Consider the following 17,427-nt stretch of genomic DNA (forward strand, 5'->3'; position numbering starts at 1 on the left):
ATCTGCGGCAACATGAACTTAAAGGTCAACGAAGCCGCAGATACGCATCAATCAAATCAAACTATAGCATCAGTCATATAGGCAAACGACTTTATCCGTCAGTTTTGACCAGTCCCTCTCCTCCGCGGTCTTCAATCCCTCGTCATACAGCGTCTCCCGAAGCTCGTCATCATTAACGATACGATTGACGCAGCTCACCGCAGCTTCAATATCTCCACGGCTGTAAAGCAAGCAATTCGACCCATCACGAAGGAACTCTGCATTGCCCCCATTGGGAACAGCAACAACATACCCACCCGTCGCCATCATCTCCAACGGCGGATATGAAAAACTTTCAAGAATGCTAGTCTTTAATAGAATATGGCACTGATTATAGATGTCCGAAATTTGGTCATGCGGAACCCTGCCAAGGAAATTATCAATACGGTACCATGACTTCTTCTTACCAGTGTAATTCATATACCAGATCTCAAATCTCTCAGAGTCAAGCCTTTCAACGACTCTGAAAGCTTCATCAACGTTTTTATATTCCGAGCCACAATCGCCCTCAATTAAAATCCGAATTTTGGGCAGAGAGAAATCACGCTTAGAATGAGGAAACGAGGCAAGGTCAAGTCCATTCGGCACCGACTTACAGTTTTGACCAAACCTATCCGAAAGCCATTCCTCACACCAAGGCGAAATCGTCAGATAGTCAATATCGTCATTAAGATACGTAGCATTCGCCTGGAGTCGTAGCCTATCTCCAGGAAGATAGAAATCAGTCTCCAGATTCTGAACCAAATACTTTTTCTTTCCGATACGGGGATACCGTTTAACAAAATCTAGAGTATCCCAAAGAGTCGCAACCGCAGTATCGATTGCACCCGACAACGGACATTTATCTAATTTACCGCTAGGAACTACACGATTAAGGACAGGAATACGATGCCCAAAAACTTCAAGCCACTCTGTTGAATCATCAGTATTAAGTATTAGTACATCAACGCCAGCGTCTTGAAGAATGCACAGATGCTTAAGGGCAACTAAGACACCGCCACTAGTGTTCACACTTGGCATAACCATTCCGAGATTGGGGAATTGCTCTTTTACAATAATATCTCGAATCGTTTTTGCGGCCGAAACAGTGGTGCAATGCTCATGGCAGAATAAGTATGCAGATTCGCCGACGCTCTTCCTAAGACCAGAATCTATAATTAAACGGTCGAGAACAGCGCACCAGTCCTCATAATCATCGCAAAGAAAACCAGTAACGCCATCCTGAATCATCTTTTTAAAGGCGCCAACATTACTTGCAACCGTGGGAACCTTAACAAGCGATGCTTCAATCCATTTATTCTCGGACTTAGCACGATTAAAGAGAGTGTTCTCCAAAGGAGCGATATTGATATCGCAGGAGGCAATATAATTTGGAAGTCGGCGCCAATCACAAAATGGGAATGTAACAATACGATCGGAAAATGCCATCAAATCATCGGGAACATCAAGTTCTCCACCCACCATTAAGGTGACGTTGCGATGAGTCTCCATTACCTTAGATAATGCAGGGAGCACTAAATTGAAGTCTGCATTATGGGTAATGCTTCCGCTGAAGTATCCAATTCTGATTTCCTGGGTTTTCTGTTTTTCATTCCTACGCTCAATCGCTCGCTTGTATGGAACCCTATCCTCAGGCAAGACGCTTGAGCTTTGCAAACTGGGGAGTACATCTCGACGATAGATAGCAATATTCGAATAATCAATCATCGATTCGGATGCTGCATTTCTATTTATATAAACCCTGGGAACATATTTTTTTAATTCGTCCGCCATTCCCTCGGTAGTAGTGATAGCGCAATCACAAAGCTTCAGCGTTTCACCCATTCGTCTAACGCCATCGTCATAGCAAGACTTATCATGTGCAGCCATTGCTTTAACGAACGGAATAGAATCGGTATAAGCAGTGTCGATAACCAAATCATCGATGTCATAAATCACACGCTTATTGAGTTTTTTTGCCTGAATAATTAAAGATTCAACTTCATCACTCAGGGGGCAACGGAAAATAATGAAAGTTCGCGCATGCCTAAGAATATCTTTTTTCATCTCCCAAGCATTAACCTTTTGAACCGTTAAGCCAGCAGCCTCAAGTTCCTCAATCTGATGATCGACACGGTACCTAATAGGATGCGGAACGGAATAATCACATCCATTAATGAAAATGACGTCAAAAAAAGAATTGTCTTGGCGAGAGCTGAAATCAAGTCGAGGCCTATGAATTGAGAGCACATGAGAGACCTTCTTGGGGACGTTATAAAATCCCTCTTCTTTAACGGTATAACCAATGCCCTCAAGAAGGTTCAACATGAAACACTAACTCCTAAAACGCAGAAAGAATTGAAATAAAGTCAACAAATAGAATAGTACTCATTATCAATGAAGAACCAAGCAAGACATGTCCTTCAGAACTTGATTTTATCGGTCGCAAGATATTCAACAGAACCGGAAGGACCAGTGGGAATAAATATCGTCCTTGGACCCCCATGATAATATCTTCACGCTTATCAACAGTAAGAGTCCAGTTCCTCATCGTCATAACAATCAGGAAGAAATTGACGAATACAACAGCAATCATTACAAAGCGATCCGTACTGCAGAATAATTTTTTATTATTCTCATCGTTATAAAACAGAACAACGGACTGAAGAATGATGTAAAGCCAAAAACAAAATGGCCAAACATTAATCGAAAGAGCGCCAAGATTGTAACCTGCATAGGATTGAAACCAGAATGGCCCCATCTCCCAAATAGACTTAATAAAGACCTTTGCGCAATGCAGCGGCGCTCGCATCAAATCAAAAGAATCTGGCATGAAACTACCATGATAAAGAGACACGAACGCACAGCTCGCAACAAAAGCTATCGCAAAGAAGGAAAAGATGAACTTTATATAGCTGTCTGTTCCTTTAAGTTTTTTCCAGTGAATAAGATTCAAGAGTACCAACGGGAAAAACATTATCTTTGAAAGAAGCAGTAAAACGGATAGCAGTATTAACGCCAGCAGAGATCGATATGAGTACAACGAGTCCGCATAAATCTTAACAACTACAGCAACGTACAAAATGGCAACAATGTTTGCGACAGAATCAGCCGAAACAGACGCTTCCTGCTGCAATAAAATGGGATTTAGTAAAAAAATCAAAACAGCATTTTTACCAACTGGCATCAGTTTGATTATCCAATAAGCCGCGAAGCAATATATTAATCCAGCGCACACGCGCGAAACTGAAAGGGCCACAAAGGCATTGAAACCCGTTTGCTGCGCAAATCCTAGAATTACTCCCGGAATTAAATAAAGATGAGGGTAATAGCTCCCCAAATACGTATGGCACACAAAGACGCTAGACCAATCGGTAGGCTGAGTCATTGCATTAAAATAATCTGCGTACGATGAAGGAAACTGACCCAATTGGAAGCAAGAGACAACATCAAAGCCATTGCCGTTACGAGACAATAAGGCGGCCGCCTGCCAAATATGAGAAGCCTCGTCTGGAACATTAGCGGGCAGCATGAAAAGGCCAAAAGCAGTTACAGCGGGCACACCAATCACCACAAAGCAAATTGCGGGATTGTGCTGCTCTTTAATTAATAATAGGACACCAACGAACAAGCAGGCGATTAAGGGCAGAGCCGAGAGCCATAGCCCAGGCAATCCGATAGCGCTGGCTTTAAAGGCGCAATAGTAGAAAAATCCCAAGCAAAGAGAGAGTGCAGCTATAAGTGGATAAACGATAAACGTCAGAGCTTTTCGATAACTATCAGATAGTTTCAGATGACCAGTAAAGGTATCTAGATTCATAACTCTACAACTCCGTCTCGATAAATGTTCAACTTACGCCGGCATTGTTGCAGCGTCATAAAGAATTGCTTCTCATGCTAAGCGAATACAGGCTACAGACTATTGGAGCAAACCACTTGGGCCAGAATTTTTGAAGCATAGTTTCATCCTCCGACCTCCTTGTATCATCTTTAATCAACGCCGTAGTCTCAGAGCCTTCATGAATTCGATGAAACATTAAAACCTCGGGAGAATAAACGAAAGATCCGTCGATTTTCGAGAATCTTTCCCATGCCTCCCAGTCCAAGTCACATTTCATGTCTGTCATAAATAACGGTGTCTGTAAGATGCTTAGATTAAATGTCACAGAAGGACAGCAGATGGCGGAACCGAACCTCAGGATATCCCTTTTATCCTTAACCGATGAAAGAGCGCCGTGGCGAGCAAACTTACGAAGTAAAATTCTCTTAATTTTCAGAATAAGGAGGTTTTCTTCATATACGCCATTTCTTATCTCACCATAATTAGAAAAGAAGATTAAAGGTCGATCCGCTTCTTTCATAGCCCGCAGCATAGTTTCCGTATAACTAGAGCTATAGATATCATCCTGATGAGCTATAGTCACAAGCTTTGTATTTGAATTCGCAATAGCACAATTCCAGTCATGAGATATGCTAGGCGACCCCTCGTTAACAATTACCGGAATCGAATAATTAGACGCTATACGATCAATATAGGAATTAGGAGTTGACGTCGATATAAGGATATTACTTCGGGTGCTTTGGTTCACTAAAGAATCTAAACAGTCAGACAAGTACGGAGACTCGCCGTATGCGCACAATACAAATGTATGATCTTTTGCCAAGCACATGGCATTACTCCCTGTTTTTTGATTCAAGCTCTTTTTCAAGCAATGCAATTCGTTGAGTTAAGTTAGCAATTGCAGAAGATTGTTTACTTGACAGACATGCCATAGAAAGAACAATGCATATCAAAAATAAAAACCCTAAGACAAAAACAAAATTGGCTGGAGTCTGAAAACCAAATAAACTTGAAATGAAGTAAAGAGGTTGCGGAAAGAGGCCGCATACCAACAAAACCAATGCAAGAACAATCCAAAGAAGTGAATACTTGAGCTGAAGGCTATCCTTTAATACAAGACGCAGCACAAAACAAAGCAAAACTAAACAAGCAGTAATGACACCAAACTGTAAGGAAATATGCATAACAACCCGTCCTAATTCGAGAATGAAGAGATGATAATCGCCAAAGTAACCTTTATCATGTAATAAATGCTACTAAAACCAGAAATTGACGACTTTCCCCCCTGTCGTTCTTTCATTACGACAGGCACTTCTGTAACGCGAAGGCCCTTAACCATAGCCGCAACAGCAGAATCCGGCTCCGGATAGTCTACGGGATATTTTTTACAGAACAGATCTATGGCCTTAGATCCACATGCGCGAAAACCAGAAGTGGGGTCGCTAACACGAACGTGAGTTGTAAGATGAATTACCGCAGAGAGCCATCTAATTCCAAGACGCCTCAAGAAGGTTGACTTGAAGCCTTCAGATTCCTCAAGAAATCGCGATCCGATAACTAAATCAGACCCATTATTTATTTCATCAAGCAAGCGCGATATGTAATGGGCGTCATGCTGCCCATCACCATCAACTTGGATGTCTACATCATAGCCAAAGCGTTTGGCATATTTGTGTCCGGCTTGAACCGCGCCTCCAATGCCAAGATTCTGCGGTAAATCCAGGACATTAACCCCCGCATCGCGACAAACACGCAAAGTGTCATCAGTGGAGCCATCGTTAATAACTACATAATCGTATCCAGCTTCCTCCACAGAAGAAACCGTATCTAAAATGTTCGCCTCTTCATTAAAAGCTGGGATGATAACCAGCGCTCTTAATTCATGCATCATCTGAATCCTCAGTACAGAATATCAATCAAACAGCCCAAGTCGAACTGAAAAACCCTATCGAAACAAGGAGAGCGAATTTACAGTTCGGATGTGACAGATTGCTTCGCCTTCCGATTTAATAGGTTAATTATACAAAGGAAGGAAAATAATAATCCAAAACCGTATGCCACCAAGATAATGATATTGATGACATTTGCATCAGAAGCAAATACCGGATTCACAAAACAATAACGAGAAAGAAACACGGCCAACGCTAACGAAGCGGCACCAGAAATCGTGCCAATAATCGGTTTCCCAAATGCAATAAAGACATCAATAGTGAAAAAGTTCAAACCAGTGAATGCGGTAGCAACGAGTGCCAACGGAAGATAATCTGAGTGAAGGCCAACTTCTTTGCCATAAATAGCAGTAAGCACAGGTTCGCCTATGAAAGCACTAGCCATGGCACACATCGCCGTCAAAACGAATACGGAAACGAGCATCTTAATAAATACTAAGCGTAATCGGTGAGTTTCGTTTTCTCGCCACATTGCCGAAATAGGTCCAAGCAGGGGGGCATATAGATAAGATACGAGAGCCTGAATTACGGCAGTCGGAGTGGCAACGGCGGCATAAAAACCCAACGCCTCATTTCCATAGGAAAGGCCATAGAACTGTCTTGTTACGCTAACAACAGCCGTGCACGCAAGAGATGCAACAAAACCGGGAAAGCAGATACGCGACAATTTGATAAGGGAAGTAAAATCAAAATCAGGTATAACGGCACAAAACCGTTTTGTCATTCTAAAATCATATGTAAGCACAACAGCTATGGTAACAAAAGCCATTGAAGCAACGGCTATTACCAAGTTATCAAATAGCAACAAGCACAACGAAAAGGAGACTAGAACTCCTACGCCACGAACTATTTGAGAGATAGCCGCAATGTCCAATCTGTTGTTTACCTGATCCACACCGTGAAGAACATCGACAAATGAATCACCAGCTTTAAATAGGCAATAAACAGCAACAACTGCCCAATCGTTGAATGCAACAGAGACTAAACAATAGAAGAAGCAAATTACACAGGCAAGTATTGTTGCAACGATTCTATGAGCGATAAAATTCCCAGTCGTAAAATCAGAATAGCTCTCAGAAACCTGAACGGGGCGCGCTCTAAGCAAAACAATGGTCGCAAAAATATTACCAACAGACATAGCCACAGCAAGGCTACCAGACATGCTAATGTCGGAACCAAGTGTCACCACAAGAACAGTAATCAGCCAGTTGCAAATCAAATACGCCATCGAGCCGACGCTGTTCCAAACAAGACTCTGCTCAACAGAGAGTTCTTTCGTTTTTCTATTAGACACAATCACTCCAGCAGTGGATCATCAGGCCTTGTTGAATAAAAACAAAACGCGAAGAAGTAAATCAGAAATCAAAGTAGGTCGCAGACGCTTTGGGAAAAATGCTTTCCTAAGTCTTGAAATAATCCCATCATCATTGGTGAAAATATCAAGCTCATGTTTCTGCTCAAAACTAAGCTCATCATAAAACACCGCAGAAAAATGGCTTAACTTTTTACTCTCATCTTTCGATCTATCACCAAATAGCTCGTCCTTAAAATAGGTCTTTAAAAGATCAAAATAACGATTATCTCCAGACGTGACCGCAGAGGAATGACGAACATGTGAAGCCGTACAGACGGAATCAAACAATACCTTTCCAAATGCCGAAGCACACCGAATCAGCCAGCGATCATGCATTTCATTCCCTGGATCTACCTCAAGAATAAAGGCCCTGCAGGCAAGGCGATTAAATACTATCGTGAAGCCTAGTCCGGGAGTATAAAACAAGGTGTTATGAAAAGAGAGGTACTTGTCCTGCGGAGCCGACTCGCGTATCGTCTCGCCATCTTCGTTTACATATGAAAAGGAAGAAAAGTAGACAGTCGGCACCTTGTCTCCACTATTTTCAATTGCCCTGACTGCCCGTTCAATTTTATCGGTCTTCCAAATATCATCCTGATCGGCAAATGCATAGTAGTCATATTCGGGAACCCGTTTGATAATTTCATAAAAACTATTTGGGCACCCAAGATTACCGATTGAATCTTGAATTAAATGAATGCTGGAGTTTGACCGACAGTACCATTGTGCAATTTCAACAGTTTCATCCGTTGAACCATCATCACGAATATAGACGGAGCAATTAGGCCAAGTTTGCTCCAAGATACTATCAAGCTGTTTGGCCAAATACTTTCCGCCGTTATATGTGGGTAAAACAATGCAAACAGACTTGTCTTTGATTTTATCCATAATCCTATTTATTTCTTTGCGAGGCACGATATTTAAGAAATGCGGGAATCAACCCGCTGATCACTTTATAACGAAGCTGAGGAAAAGGCCTGGTTAGGAAATTAAAAGTCCGCCAAGCAAGAAAATAAGCGCCCCAACCATCTTCATCTTTCGCGTCCTTCCAGAACGTTTCTGATAAATAAAAGTGATACTCATTATTGAAGCGATGAGTATTCCCCCGCCGCCATGGCCTCTCTTCGCCGAGATAATGGACAACGATGGGCTTCGATCTTGCGGTATTAAAACTGTTTTCATCCGAAAAGCCCGGCATTAACGAGTTTAAGAATATAAACGGATAGTAGTCAAAGATATTGGAATAATTGAACGCAGGGGATAAACTGCAAATCTTATCTTTAAGTACTGCATTTAGAGCATCTTGATCATTCGCAAACAAGCGTCCTGAGCGGCGCTCGCAATAATCCAATAATTGATCTTCGCAACAAGTTGATCTCCATTGCTTTAAATCAACGAGCAACACGCCAGCATTGTGGTACAGACAGCCATTTAAGTCTAAATCATTAAGTCGAGATGGGCCGACCGTTGGCTCGGGAACCATTCCAACCACGCAACCCTTAAGATCTTGATTCCAAAGAAGAGCAATATCCCCAAGAACAATCGTATCGCCATCGAGGTAAATAACTCTTTCGATCTCATTAGGTAGAAAATGTGCCATCAAAAGCCTAGCAAGAACTATTTCATTCCATCCCGATGTATCAAAATCAAACCCGAGAGCATCTTTGAAGTTCGAAATATCATAAAATACAAGGTTTTGGTTGTATTCGGTCACCATCTCCTGGAGCAAACGCTGGTTATCCTCTGTAATGCCATTAGAGAAGACATGAAAAGTAATGTCTTGAATACCGGAATGATTTGAAACAACCGAGCAAATATTGGCGGCCAACTGTGGGACAAAATTGTTATCAACCGTATAAAGCAAATTCATGATTACCAAACTTCACCTTAATTCACCCAATAGAAATTAATGATGACGACTTAATGAAAGAGGCCGAAACGAAATCCTTACACAAAGGATAAAGTCTAGCACGGTTTGTCTCTTTCAAATAACTTGCAACTAAGGAGGGTGAATTGAGGGGACTACAACCCCATCAATTCACCCCCACTTCATTAGCGTTGGTATATAGGCAAATTGGATCTATATTTAGCTTTTCTCAACCAGCCTAACCTCAAGCGCTTCTAGATGCAGAGCCTCACCAGTTGTACCGGCACACTCGCCCGATTTAACCCAGTCTAGCCAACCTTTGCTTTGAACGTGTGCCCTATAGACAACGTCATAATGCTTGGCAAGATCTCCCGTCAGTTTTATTTCAACAGCCTCAACAGCAAGAGACTTCCCCGTAGTACCGGCAACCTTTCCATTTTTGACCCACTTTTGCCAGCCGATATTTTGAACGTGAGCTCGATACTCGATGCCGCCGGAATACCCTAGGTCAGGCTTGCTAATCGTCAACGCCTCAACAGCAAGATTTCGGCCAGTTGTGCCAACGGTCATGCCTTCGTAAACAGGCGACTGCCAACCAAGGTTTGAAACATGTGCCTTGATTGAAAACGCTCTCTGAATAGAGGGCTGACTCGTATCCCCAGGAGCGGGCGAACCCTTTTCGACCAAAACGACCTGAAATGCCTCTAGCCTCAAAACGAAACCGGTCGTTCCGGCAACTTGATCATTGCAGGCCCAACCGAGCCATCCCTTATCCTGAACGTGAGCTCGATAATAAACGTCATAGTGATTGGCCATCTCACCAGTCAGGCGAATCTGAATAGCCTGGACAGACTTGCTCTGGCCCGTAGTACCAGAAACTTTCCCCTCCTTCACATAGCCCTGCCAGCCATAATCGGAAACATGTGTCCTGTACTCCAATGCACCATCATAGGGAGCATTCTGCAGATTGAGAGTAATAGCCTCGACGGCTTTTGACTGCCCAACGGTACCGGAAGCATTTCCACCCTTAGAGGCCGATTGCCAGCCGTCATTTGAAACATGCGAAGTTGCCAAGACGTCAAGAGGGCCTCGTGACACCTTAACAACATCATAGCCCGACTCGCCCTTCTTGAAATAAGTCAGAGCACCGCTATTGTGCGAATAGATAGCAAAGTCGTAATTTGCCGAAGCAAGTATGGAATCCGAAAACTCTACGAGATAGCAAGAGTCTCCCTGTTTGCAAAGGGATCTGATAGCAGCATCCGTGTCTTCGGTAATCGGAGAAGCAAACCAATCCATAATGGAATAATCGATGACGGCACCCGGCTTCAAGGCCTCGGCCTTTGTGGAATTCCAAAGTCCACCAGCAGCATCGGCACTGGCCGAGTTATACGTACTAGACCCATAACCAGACAGACCGATCTCCGGATTAAAGAAGAGGATCAGCTCTGCAGCGACGGAAGAATCGACATCGGTAATGCCAAGACGGTCAAGCTGTTCCTGCTTTTGGGGATACATACCCGTCGGTGTGTTTGGATGCCCCTTGTAATAATACAAATAGTCATCGCCATAGATAACTTCGGTCAAGTTGGCATAGTCGTCAAAATTCTGCTCGTAAGAAACGTACGTTCCAAGCAGCATCATTACCTTTTTGCCCTGCTGAGTCGCCGCATCAAAATAGCCATCGTTAAAGTTGTACAGCGCCTTAAACGCTTGGACTGTATCCTCTCCCCTATTCTGCAGGCTCGTAAGCATGCCCGAAACATTCACCTTCTTAACGCCGGGATCGGACGCGATCTTATTCGCAAAGGCATTATCGTCACCACTCGTAAACAGATTCGTTCGAGTCATCCACCACTGAGTGCCAGGCTCAATACTCAGCACGGCATACATAGAATCCCAGTGATCGTGATAATCGCTATACGACTTTGAGACCTCACCGGTTTCGTATTCCTTATTCTTGGCGGCGTTCCATAAAGTAATCAGCTCCGCTTGCTTAGAATCTGGATCCTTAACGTCAAAGGCTTCGTTGGTAAAGACATACGTGGCGGATCCATCGGACAACAGCCGAATGGAGTATTGGCCTGCGGGAATCTTGTTGGCGTAAATCATCCTATGGATCAACGAACAGGTGATGTCATTGATATACAGATTGAACTTTGCCTTGGGATTGATCTTGTAGAGAGCAGCGACATAATCCGCGAACGCCTGATAGCTCGAACTAGAAGCATTCTCCTCATGAGTCAGATACGGAAGACCGTACATCCCGGATGGAAGCGAGTTCCAGTTATAGGCACTTGGACGATCGAGCATTACAATTGACGGAACGGTCGTTCCAGCAGAAGAGGTACTGATATCCCAGAAAGATAGCGAATAGAGAACAACGGGGAAAGAAGCACTCAAAGGGGCAAGGTTGTACTCACTCGCAGAAATGCCAATTGACTGATGGTCCTCTTGAACGATGTTTCCGTTCTTCAAATACTGCAACGTAACGTCAAACGGACCATAATCGCTAAATTCAATTTCACTGGAGCTAGAGCCCAGATCTCCGAGTGCAATCGTGCTTGAGACGGAACGGGTGACCCTCCCTCCATACGACATGGAGCCTGCCACCTTTATCGAATCAGCGATCCCGAGTCGTTTTATATCCTCGATCTGCGGAATATTCAGGGTTACTTTAGTCGTCTCCCCAACCTGAGAAAGAGAGCAATTAAAGACATATGGGACATAGGCACCAGCAGTATCGCCGGGCGCCGCGTCACCCTTTTTTACAATGACGATCTGTATTGCTTCAACGGCATAAGACCAACCGGTGGTTCCCGCAGTCGACCCATTTGAAGTCCATCCAAGCCAGCCGAAATTAGAAGCATGAACGCGATAATACAGGTCATAAGAAGCCGCCCTGTTGCCCGTCAGCTTGAGCTCGACGGCTTCAATCTGAAGGCCCTTTCCCGTTGTGCCGGAGACGGCTCCATTAGAAACCCAATCCTGCCAGCCTTCATTTTGAACATGAGAGCGGTATTCGATACCAAGGTCTTCTGAATTAGGGAGGGAAACCCTGAGTGCTTCAAGCCTACGGGACTGGCCTGTTGTGCCAGAGGTCGAGCCATTCGATGTAAACGTCGGCTCCCAACCAATGCCTGAAATGTGAGATTTATAGCTGACGTCCGGGGCCGCCTCTTTGGGCTCCACGGTAGCATCAATCGAAGGCGCCGTTTCATCGGCTACAGCAGCAGTTTGATCCGAGGGGTCGGATTGGGTCTCTGGAACGGATTCATATTCGTTGGAACCAACATTTTGATCTGCCCAACAAGCCAAAGGGCTCAAAAGCAGCATCGTCATGAAGCAGGAAATCAGAACAATAAATGCTCTAAATTGCCTTATCAAAAGAATCGCCTCCTAGATAGACGGTCGTCAATAACCATACTATCGGGAGTTAGCTTCATTAATGTCACCAATTAGGTGAACGAAGAAAAAGGAGCCTAATCCAACGGCAAGGGCCCTTTCCTGTTGCCAAGACTACGGCAACAGGAAAGGGCCCTCTAACAAGCTCTCACCGCTTACGGGAATAGTTAGTAGATTACCACCTTGGTAGCAAGGGGCACGTTATCCCAAATCCATTTAGCGCGATCAATGGGCAAACGCACGCAGCCTTGTGAAACATGCATTCCCATTCGGCTGTCCATGGGATTAAAAGTTCCCTGGTAGTACGGTATTGAATGGAACAGATAGTCACCGTAAAACTGCGTGTAGTAGTAGCAGGTATACCCATGTCCAAACGAGTAGCCCTTGCCGGTGACGGTATACTCACCCGTAGGCGTTGGAGTACTAGGGGCGCCGGTAGAGCAAGTCCAGTATTGAGCGTAACTCCACGACCCGCGCTGTCCACGAAAAACTCCAAGGCGGCATGCTTGCCTGTCAACCATAATGAGCCAGCTTGTGCTGCTCGAATATCTATTAGCTCGATTAAGCATAGTCATCATATCTGCCGGCAACAAGGGCTGGTCAGTAAACGGACGCGCAGTAGAACCGGGAGCACCAGCGCCCTTGGGAACAATCTTCACTTGAACAGACTCGACTCTGCAGCCTATCCTAGACGTACCCGCAGGCTGCCCATTTGAGGTCCAGTCGAGCCACCCAAAGTCTTGGCAATATGCTCGATACCAAACATCAAAGTAGTTCGATAAATCACCGGTCAACTTAATCTTAAGAGCCTCGATACGCTTTGCGCAGCCTACTGTGCCAGCGACATTCCCATTGGAAGTCCAACCTTGCCAGCCCACATCCTGTACATGGGCGGAGTACTCAATACCGCCTGATACGCTACTGGAGACATTCAACTTCAGCGCCTCAATAGCAAGCGATCTGCCGGTTGTGCCCGCAACACCACCGTTGCCAACGGGATTCATCCAACCAAGCGTGGCGACATGCGCCTGGAGCGTTAGAGCTGGAGCAGAGATAAATGCGGGCGCAGACGATGAGCCAGGATTCCCGCCCTTCGCGACAAGCTTAATTTGGACAGCTTCTATCTGGATATTTAACCCGGTAGTTCCAGCGGAATCGCCGTTTTTGGCCCAACCCAACCAACCATAACCAGCCGAATGAACTCGATAGTAGATGTCATACTGATTCGCGAGGGGACCATTAATGCGCAGCTCAAGAGCCTGAATGGCCAATCCTTGTCCAACGGTCCCAACATAACCGGCAGACCGCCATTCCTGCCAACCAATATTGGCAACATGAGCTCGTGCCTCAACCAGAGAATCATCATCCACACCGGCCAGCACCACATTCAGAGCTTGAAGCGAAAGCGATTTTCCCGTTGTGCCGGCATCCTGCCCATCTAAAACAGATGGAAACCACCCACGGCTAGCGGAATGGGCCTGATAAACAACATGAGCGCAATCGGCGGAAGTATCGGAAACAAATGCTCCGTCCGTTACTCCGGGAGCGCCACTGCCTTTACTGATAATCCTTACTTCGACAGCCTTAAGGAATGAACCCGGTATCGTTGCCCCCGCATCCGCGCCATTACACGCCCAGCCAAGCCATCCTTTTTTGGAGTCAAAACACCGGTACCAAACGTCATAGGCATTAGACAAATCACCAGTAAGAGTCAATCTCACGGCCTTCAAAGTACGGCCATCATTTTTAGAATTGAGCGCGGCACCGTCAGAAACAACTCCGCTCCATCCACTAAATTCATAGCAGCCTGAATAACCGATTGAACCTGAAGTCTCTTGATTATCAAACGAAATAGAAAGCGATGTTAAAGGCTCAGAGCCGCTCTCGGAACCCATTAAAATCGTTTTACCCTGCACAGTGCCCAAGCTATTGCCATTAAGGCCATACGAACTGCCACTCAGAACATCCGTAGCTCCAATAAAATGATTCGCTGTATCTCCAGGAGCAGAGCAGCCCTTTTCGACCAACATAACCTGAATACCCTGAATGGCGGCACCCTTCCCCACCGAGCCCGCAGGAGACCCGTTGGACGTCCAGCCCAACCATCCGCCCAATTTGGAAGCATACACACGGTACCAAATGTCGTAAGTTGCAGATATCTCGTCATTGAGCTTAAACTGAACGGACTCAACTGACCGAGACTGCCCGGTCGTGCCAACAGTACCTGAAGACCAGCTTTGCCAACCAATGCCAGAGACGTGCGCGCGAGAGGAAATAGAGCCTCCGTGGCCATACCAATTAACACTAAGCGACAGTGCCTCGATTGCATTTCTTGAGTCAATGACCCCCGATGTCTTTCCGTCCGCGACAACACCCATCCATCCAACATTGGAGATATGAGATCGATAGGAAACAGTAGGCGGTTCCTGGGAATGGTCCCTAAAGGCATCGCCTCGCGCTGGCGCATCTTGAGCATTTTTTGGAAGCACCTTTATCTGAATAGCTTCGATCTGATAAGCATAGCCCTGTGTTCCAGCAGGCTCACCATTTGAGGCCCAGCCAAGCCAACCAACATTTGCAGAATGAACGCGATACCAAATGTCATACGAGTCAGAAAGACCGCCCGACAAAGATAGCTTGATCGCTTCGATGGCTCGCGACTGTCCAACTGTTCCAGATGTCTGCCCGTTACCCACCGGCTGAGGCTCCCAGCCGATCCCGGAAATGTGTGATTGGACCGAAATGCTGTCATTCCCCAAAGGGGTGCCATCTTGTGAAAGCAGATTGATCTTGAGGGCTTCAACGCGCTTAGCACGACCTGTTGTGCCAGCCGTCATTCCATTTGAAACGGGAGCCTGCCAGCCAATATCCTGTACATGAGTCTGGTATGAAACAGAACCAAAGACAGCGGATACATCATTTTCGGGTTTCGGCGAATCAGTCGCATTGGAAGCAGACTCGCTAGAAACGGATGAGGGAGAATCATTGTCTGACACAGTCGGCTGCTCGACTTCAACCCCCTGCTGTTCATCATTTAGGACGAAACTCTCGTCTTCCGAGCTGCTGGCGGCGCTATTGGAATAATCAGTAGACTCCGGCTGCACCGGTAAAGAATCAGCCCAGACAGAAAGGGGCGTCAGAAGACAATGAAGAATCAGTAATGGCGTCATTGCCGTTGCTAGCAGTCGTTGCGTCTTTTTCATTCGACTTCCCCATCAATCGACCATCTTTAGCATCATTATTTATCGTTTCGGCAATTGCTTAAATACCGAAAACGTGAATGGCACTTAAATAGAAACGAACGGACCGTTGCAAAACGACCCGTTCGTTTTTAACCAGAGTAACTGCTAGAACCTGTGCGAAGGCATGACTTTCGATCAGCTATGCAAGCGGCACGTTGTCATACCAACCCCACTTTGGCTTATATGAGGTGGAATAATAATCCAACCAGTACGCCATATCGAGCGTCCTGATCTGACCGACATTATCCATAACCTGGTTATTGCCAATATAGAGACAAACGTGACCGTAAATGCTGCCCATGCGGGTATGCGTATGCGAAGGAACGGCAATGACCATTCCAACTTTCAGCTGAGAATAATCGGTGAATTTACAATAATCCCAGTAGTAATCGCAGGCATCTGTATGGACGTTCCTAAATCCGGCACGCTCGTAGATATCTGCAATCCACTCGGAGCACAATCCCGGGCCAGGAGACGGTACCTGTCGGGCAAGATCAACAATCTTCTTCTGCATAGGATTTGCAAACGCAGAAGGCTGCCCAAGCAAACATGGCGAAACGGTGCTCCCGGGGGCATTGGCGCCCTTCCTTGTAAGTCGAACTTGAACAGCTTGGACATGCGTCCCATAGCCAGTGCTACCGGCAACGGCACCATTTTTAGTCCAACCAAGCCAGCCGACATTATCGACATGGACCCTATACCAAACATCAAAATAGGTTGCTAAGTCACCAGAAAGAGAAATTTTAATAGCCTCAACCGAATTAGATTCAGCGGTAGACGAAAGCTGCTCCCCGTTTGTCTTGCCAGAAGTCCAGCCTACATTCGAAAGATGCAGTTGATAAGCAATCCCGCCGGCAACAGATGAAGTAGTTTTAGCCGAAAACCCGGTGATGGGAATTCCCTGACCGGTCGTACCGGACACCTCTCCGGCAGGGACATAATTCTGCCAAGCACCTTTCACCTGAGCGGAATACGTCACCGTAGGTATTTCAAGATGGGGATAGCCCGATGTATCAGGATGGGAGGTACCCTTCTTAATGAGCTTAATCTGAACAGCCTCGAGAGAGCATGACATACCGGTGGTGCCGGCCTCCTCGCCGTCCTTGGCCCAGGCCATCCAGCCGATGTTGGAGGCGTGCACGCGGTAGTAGACGTCGTAGTCCTTGGCGAGGGAGCCCGTGAGCCTCAGGCGCACGGCCTCGACGGCGCGGCCCTGGCCGGTGGTGCCGCCCTCGGAGGCCGAGGGGGTGTCCCAGCCCTGCCAGCCGACGCCCGAGACGTGGGCGTCGATCTGGACGCACGAGCCGTCTGAGTAGTCGGAACTGTCGAGCGAGAGCTTGAGGTCCTCGAGGGCGAGGCCGCGGCCGGTGGTGCCGGCGGTCGCCCCGTCGGACACGGCGCCCTGCCAGCCAACGTTGGAGACGTGGGCGCGGTAGGTCAGGGACATGGGCTTCTTCTTGAAGGCGTAGTCGACGTTGGCCCCGTCGGACGAGGGGGCGGCGTCGCCCTTCTTGACGAGCCTGATCTGGACGGCCTCGACGCTCCTGCCGAAGCCCGTGGTGCCGGCCTCCTCGCCGTCCTTGGCCCAGGCCATCCAGCCGATGTTGGAGGCGTGCACGCGGTAGTAGACGTCGTAGTCCTTGGCGAGGGAGCCCGTGAGCCTCAGGCGCACGGCCTCGACGGCGCGGCCCTGGCCGGTGGTGCCGCCCTCGGAGGCCGAGGGGGTGTCCCAGCCCTGCCAGCCGACGCCC

General features: G+C 46.5%; 10 protein-coding genes and 1 pseudogene. All 11 read right to left on the reverse strand.

The window, feature by feature from the left end:
- Window positions 1-69: 69 nt before the first annotated feature.
- Window positions 70-2,346 (reverse strand): glycosyltransferase, encoded by a 2,277-nt coding sequence (locus I2H81_RS06620; RefSeq protein ID WP_195644979.1) that lies wholly within the window; start codon window positions 2,344-2,346, stop codon window positions 70-72.
- A 13-nt stretch (window positions 2,347-2,359) separates the two neighbouring features.
- On the reverse strand, window positions 2,360-3,838 hold the full coding sequence (locus I2H81_RS06625) for a DUF2142 domain-containing protein (RefSeq protein WP_040360056.1): 1,479 nt from the start codon (window positions 3,836-3,838) through the stop codon (window positions 2,360-2,362).
- A 55-nt stretch (window positions 3,839-3,893) separates the two neighbouring features.
- On the reverse strand, window positions 3,894-4,688 hold the full coding sequence (locus I2H81_RS06630) for a glycosyltransferase family A protein (protein ID WP_082222967.1): 795 nt from the start codon (window positions 4,686-4,688) through the stop codon (window positions 3,894-3,896).
- A 4-nt stretch (window positions 4,689-4,692) separates the two neighbouring features.
- Window positions 4,693-5,043, reverse strand: coding sequence for a DUF2304 domain-containing protein (locus I2H81_RS06635; protein WP_082222966.1), 351 nt, complete (start codon window positions 5,041-5,043; stop codon window positions 4,693-4,695).
- An 11-nt stretch (window positions 5,044-5,054) separates the two neighbouring features.
- Window positions 5,055-5,750, reverse strand: a complete 696-nt coding sequence (locus tag I2H81_RS06640) for a glycosyltransferase family 2 protein (protein ID WP_082222965.1) — start codon at window positions 5,748-5,750, stop codon at window positions 5,055-5,057.
- A 77-nt stretch (window positions 5,751-5,827) separates the two neighbouring features.
- Window positions 5,828-7,102 carry a lipopolysaccharide biosynthesis protein gene (locus tag I2H81_RS06645; RefSeq protein WP_138341626.1) on the reverse strand — a complete coding sequence of 425 codons (1,275 nt, stop codon included), beginning with the start codon at window positions 7,100-7,102 and terminating at the stop codon, window positions 5,828-5,830.
- 21 nt (window positions 7,103-7,123) lie between these two features.
- Window positions 7,124-8,050 carry a glycosyltransferase family 2 protein gene (locus tag I2H81_RS06650; protein ID WP_006236225.1) on the reverse strand — a complete coding sequence of 309 codons (927 nt, stop codon included), beginning with the start codon at window positions 8,048-8,050 and terminating at the stop codon, window positions 7,124-7,126.
- Window positions 8,051-8,054: 4 nt separating this feature from the next.
- Entirely contained in the window at window positions 8,055-9,032 is a 978-nt protein-coding gene (locus I2H81_RS06655; protein WP_115596199.1) for a glycosyltransferase family 8 protein, read from the reverse strand.
- A 216-nt stretch (window positions 9,033-9,248) separates the two neighbouring features.
- Window positions 9,249-12,416: a hypothetical protein gene (locus I2H81_RS06660; RefSeq protein ID WP_195644980.1), complete on the reverse strand. Its 3,168-nt coding sequence runs from the start codon at window positions 12,414-12,416 to the stop codon at window positions 9,249-9,251.
- Window positions 12,417-12,601: 185 nt separating this feature from the next.
- The gene (locus tag I2H81_RS06665; RefSeq protein ID WP_117638171.1) at window positions 12,602-15,637 is read right to left on the reverse strand and encodes a L,D-transpeptidase family protein; all 3,036 of its coding nucleotides are present in this window, start codon (window positions 15,635-15,637) and stop codon (window positions 12,602-12,604) included.
- Window positions 15,638-15,815: 178 nt separating this feature from the next.
- A pseudogene (locus I2H81_RS06670) lies at window positions 15,816-17,427 on the reverse strand (hypothetical protein); the annotation flags it as partial.

It is taken from the genome of Collinsella aerofaciens, assembly GCF_015561195.1.
GTDB lineage: Bacteria > Actinomycetota > Coriobacteriia > Coriobacteriales > Coriobacteriaceae > Collinsella > Collinsella aerofaciens_AC.

Excerpts from the sequence above, each read along its gene's own strand:
- I2H81_RS06630 (WP_082222967.1), bottom strand. The coding sequence starts at position 4,688 with ATGTGCTTGGCAAAAGATCATACATTTGTATTGTGCGCATACGGCGAG.
- I2H81_RS06620 (WP_195644979.1), bottom strand. The coding sequence starts at position 2,346 with ATGTTGAACCTTCTTGAGGGCATTGGTTATACCGTTAAAGAAGAGGGA.
- I2H81_RS06665 (WP_117638171.1), bottom strand. The coding sequence starts at position 15,637 with ATGAAAAAGACGCAACGACTGCTAGCAACGGCAATGACGCCATTACTG.
- I2H81_RS06625 (WP_040360056.1), bottom strand. The coding sequence starts at position 3,838 with ATGAATCTAGATACCTTTACTGGTCATCTGAAACTATCTGATAGTTAT.
- I2H81_RS06650 (WP_006236225.1), bottom strand. The coding sequence starts at position 8,050 with ATGGATAAAATCAAAGACAAGTCTGTTTGCATTGTTTTACCCACATAT.
- I2H81_RS06640 (WP_082222965.1), bottom strand. The coding sequence starts at position 5,750 with ATGATGCATGAATTAAGAGCGCTGGTTATCATCCCAGCTTTTAATGAA.
- I2H81_RS06655 (WP_115596199.1), bottom strand. The coding sequence starts at position 9,032 with ATGAATTTGCTTTATACGGTTGATAACAATTTTGTCCCACAGTTGGCC.
- I2H81_RS06635 (WP_082222966.1), bottom strand. The coding sequence starts at position 5,043 with ATGCATATTTCCTTACAGTTTGGTGTCATTACTGCTTGTTTAGTTTTG.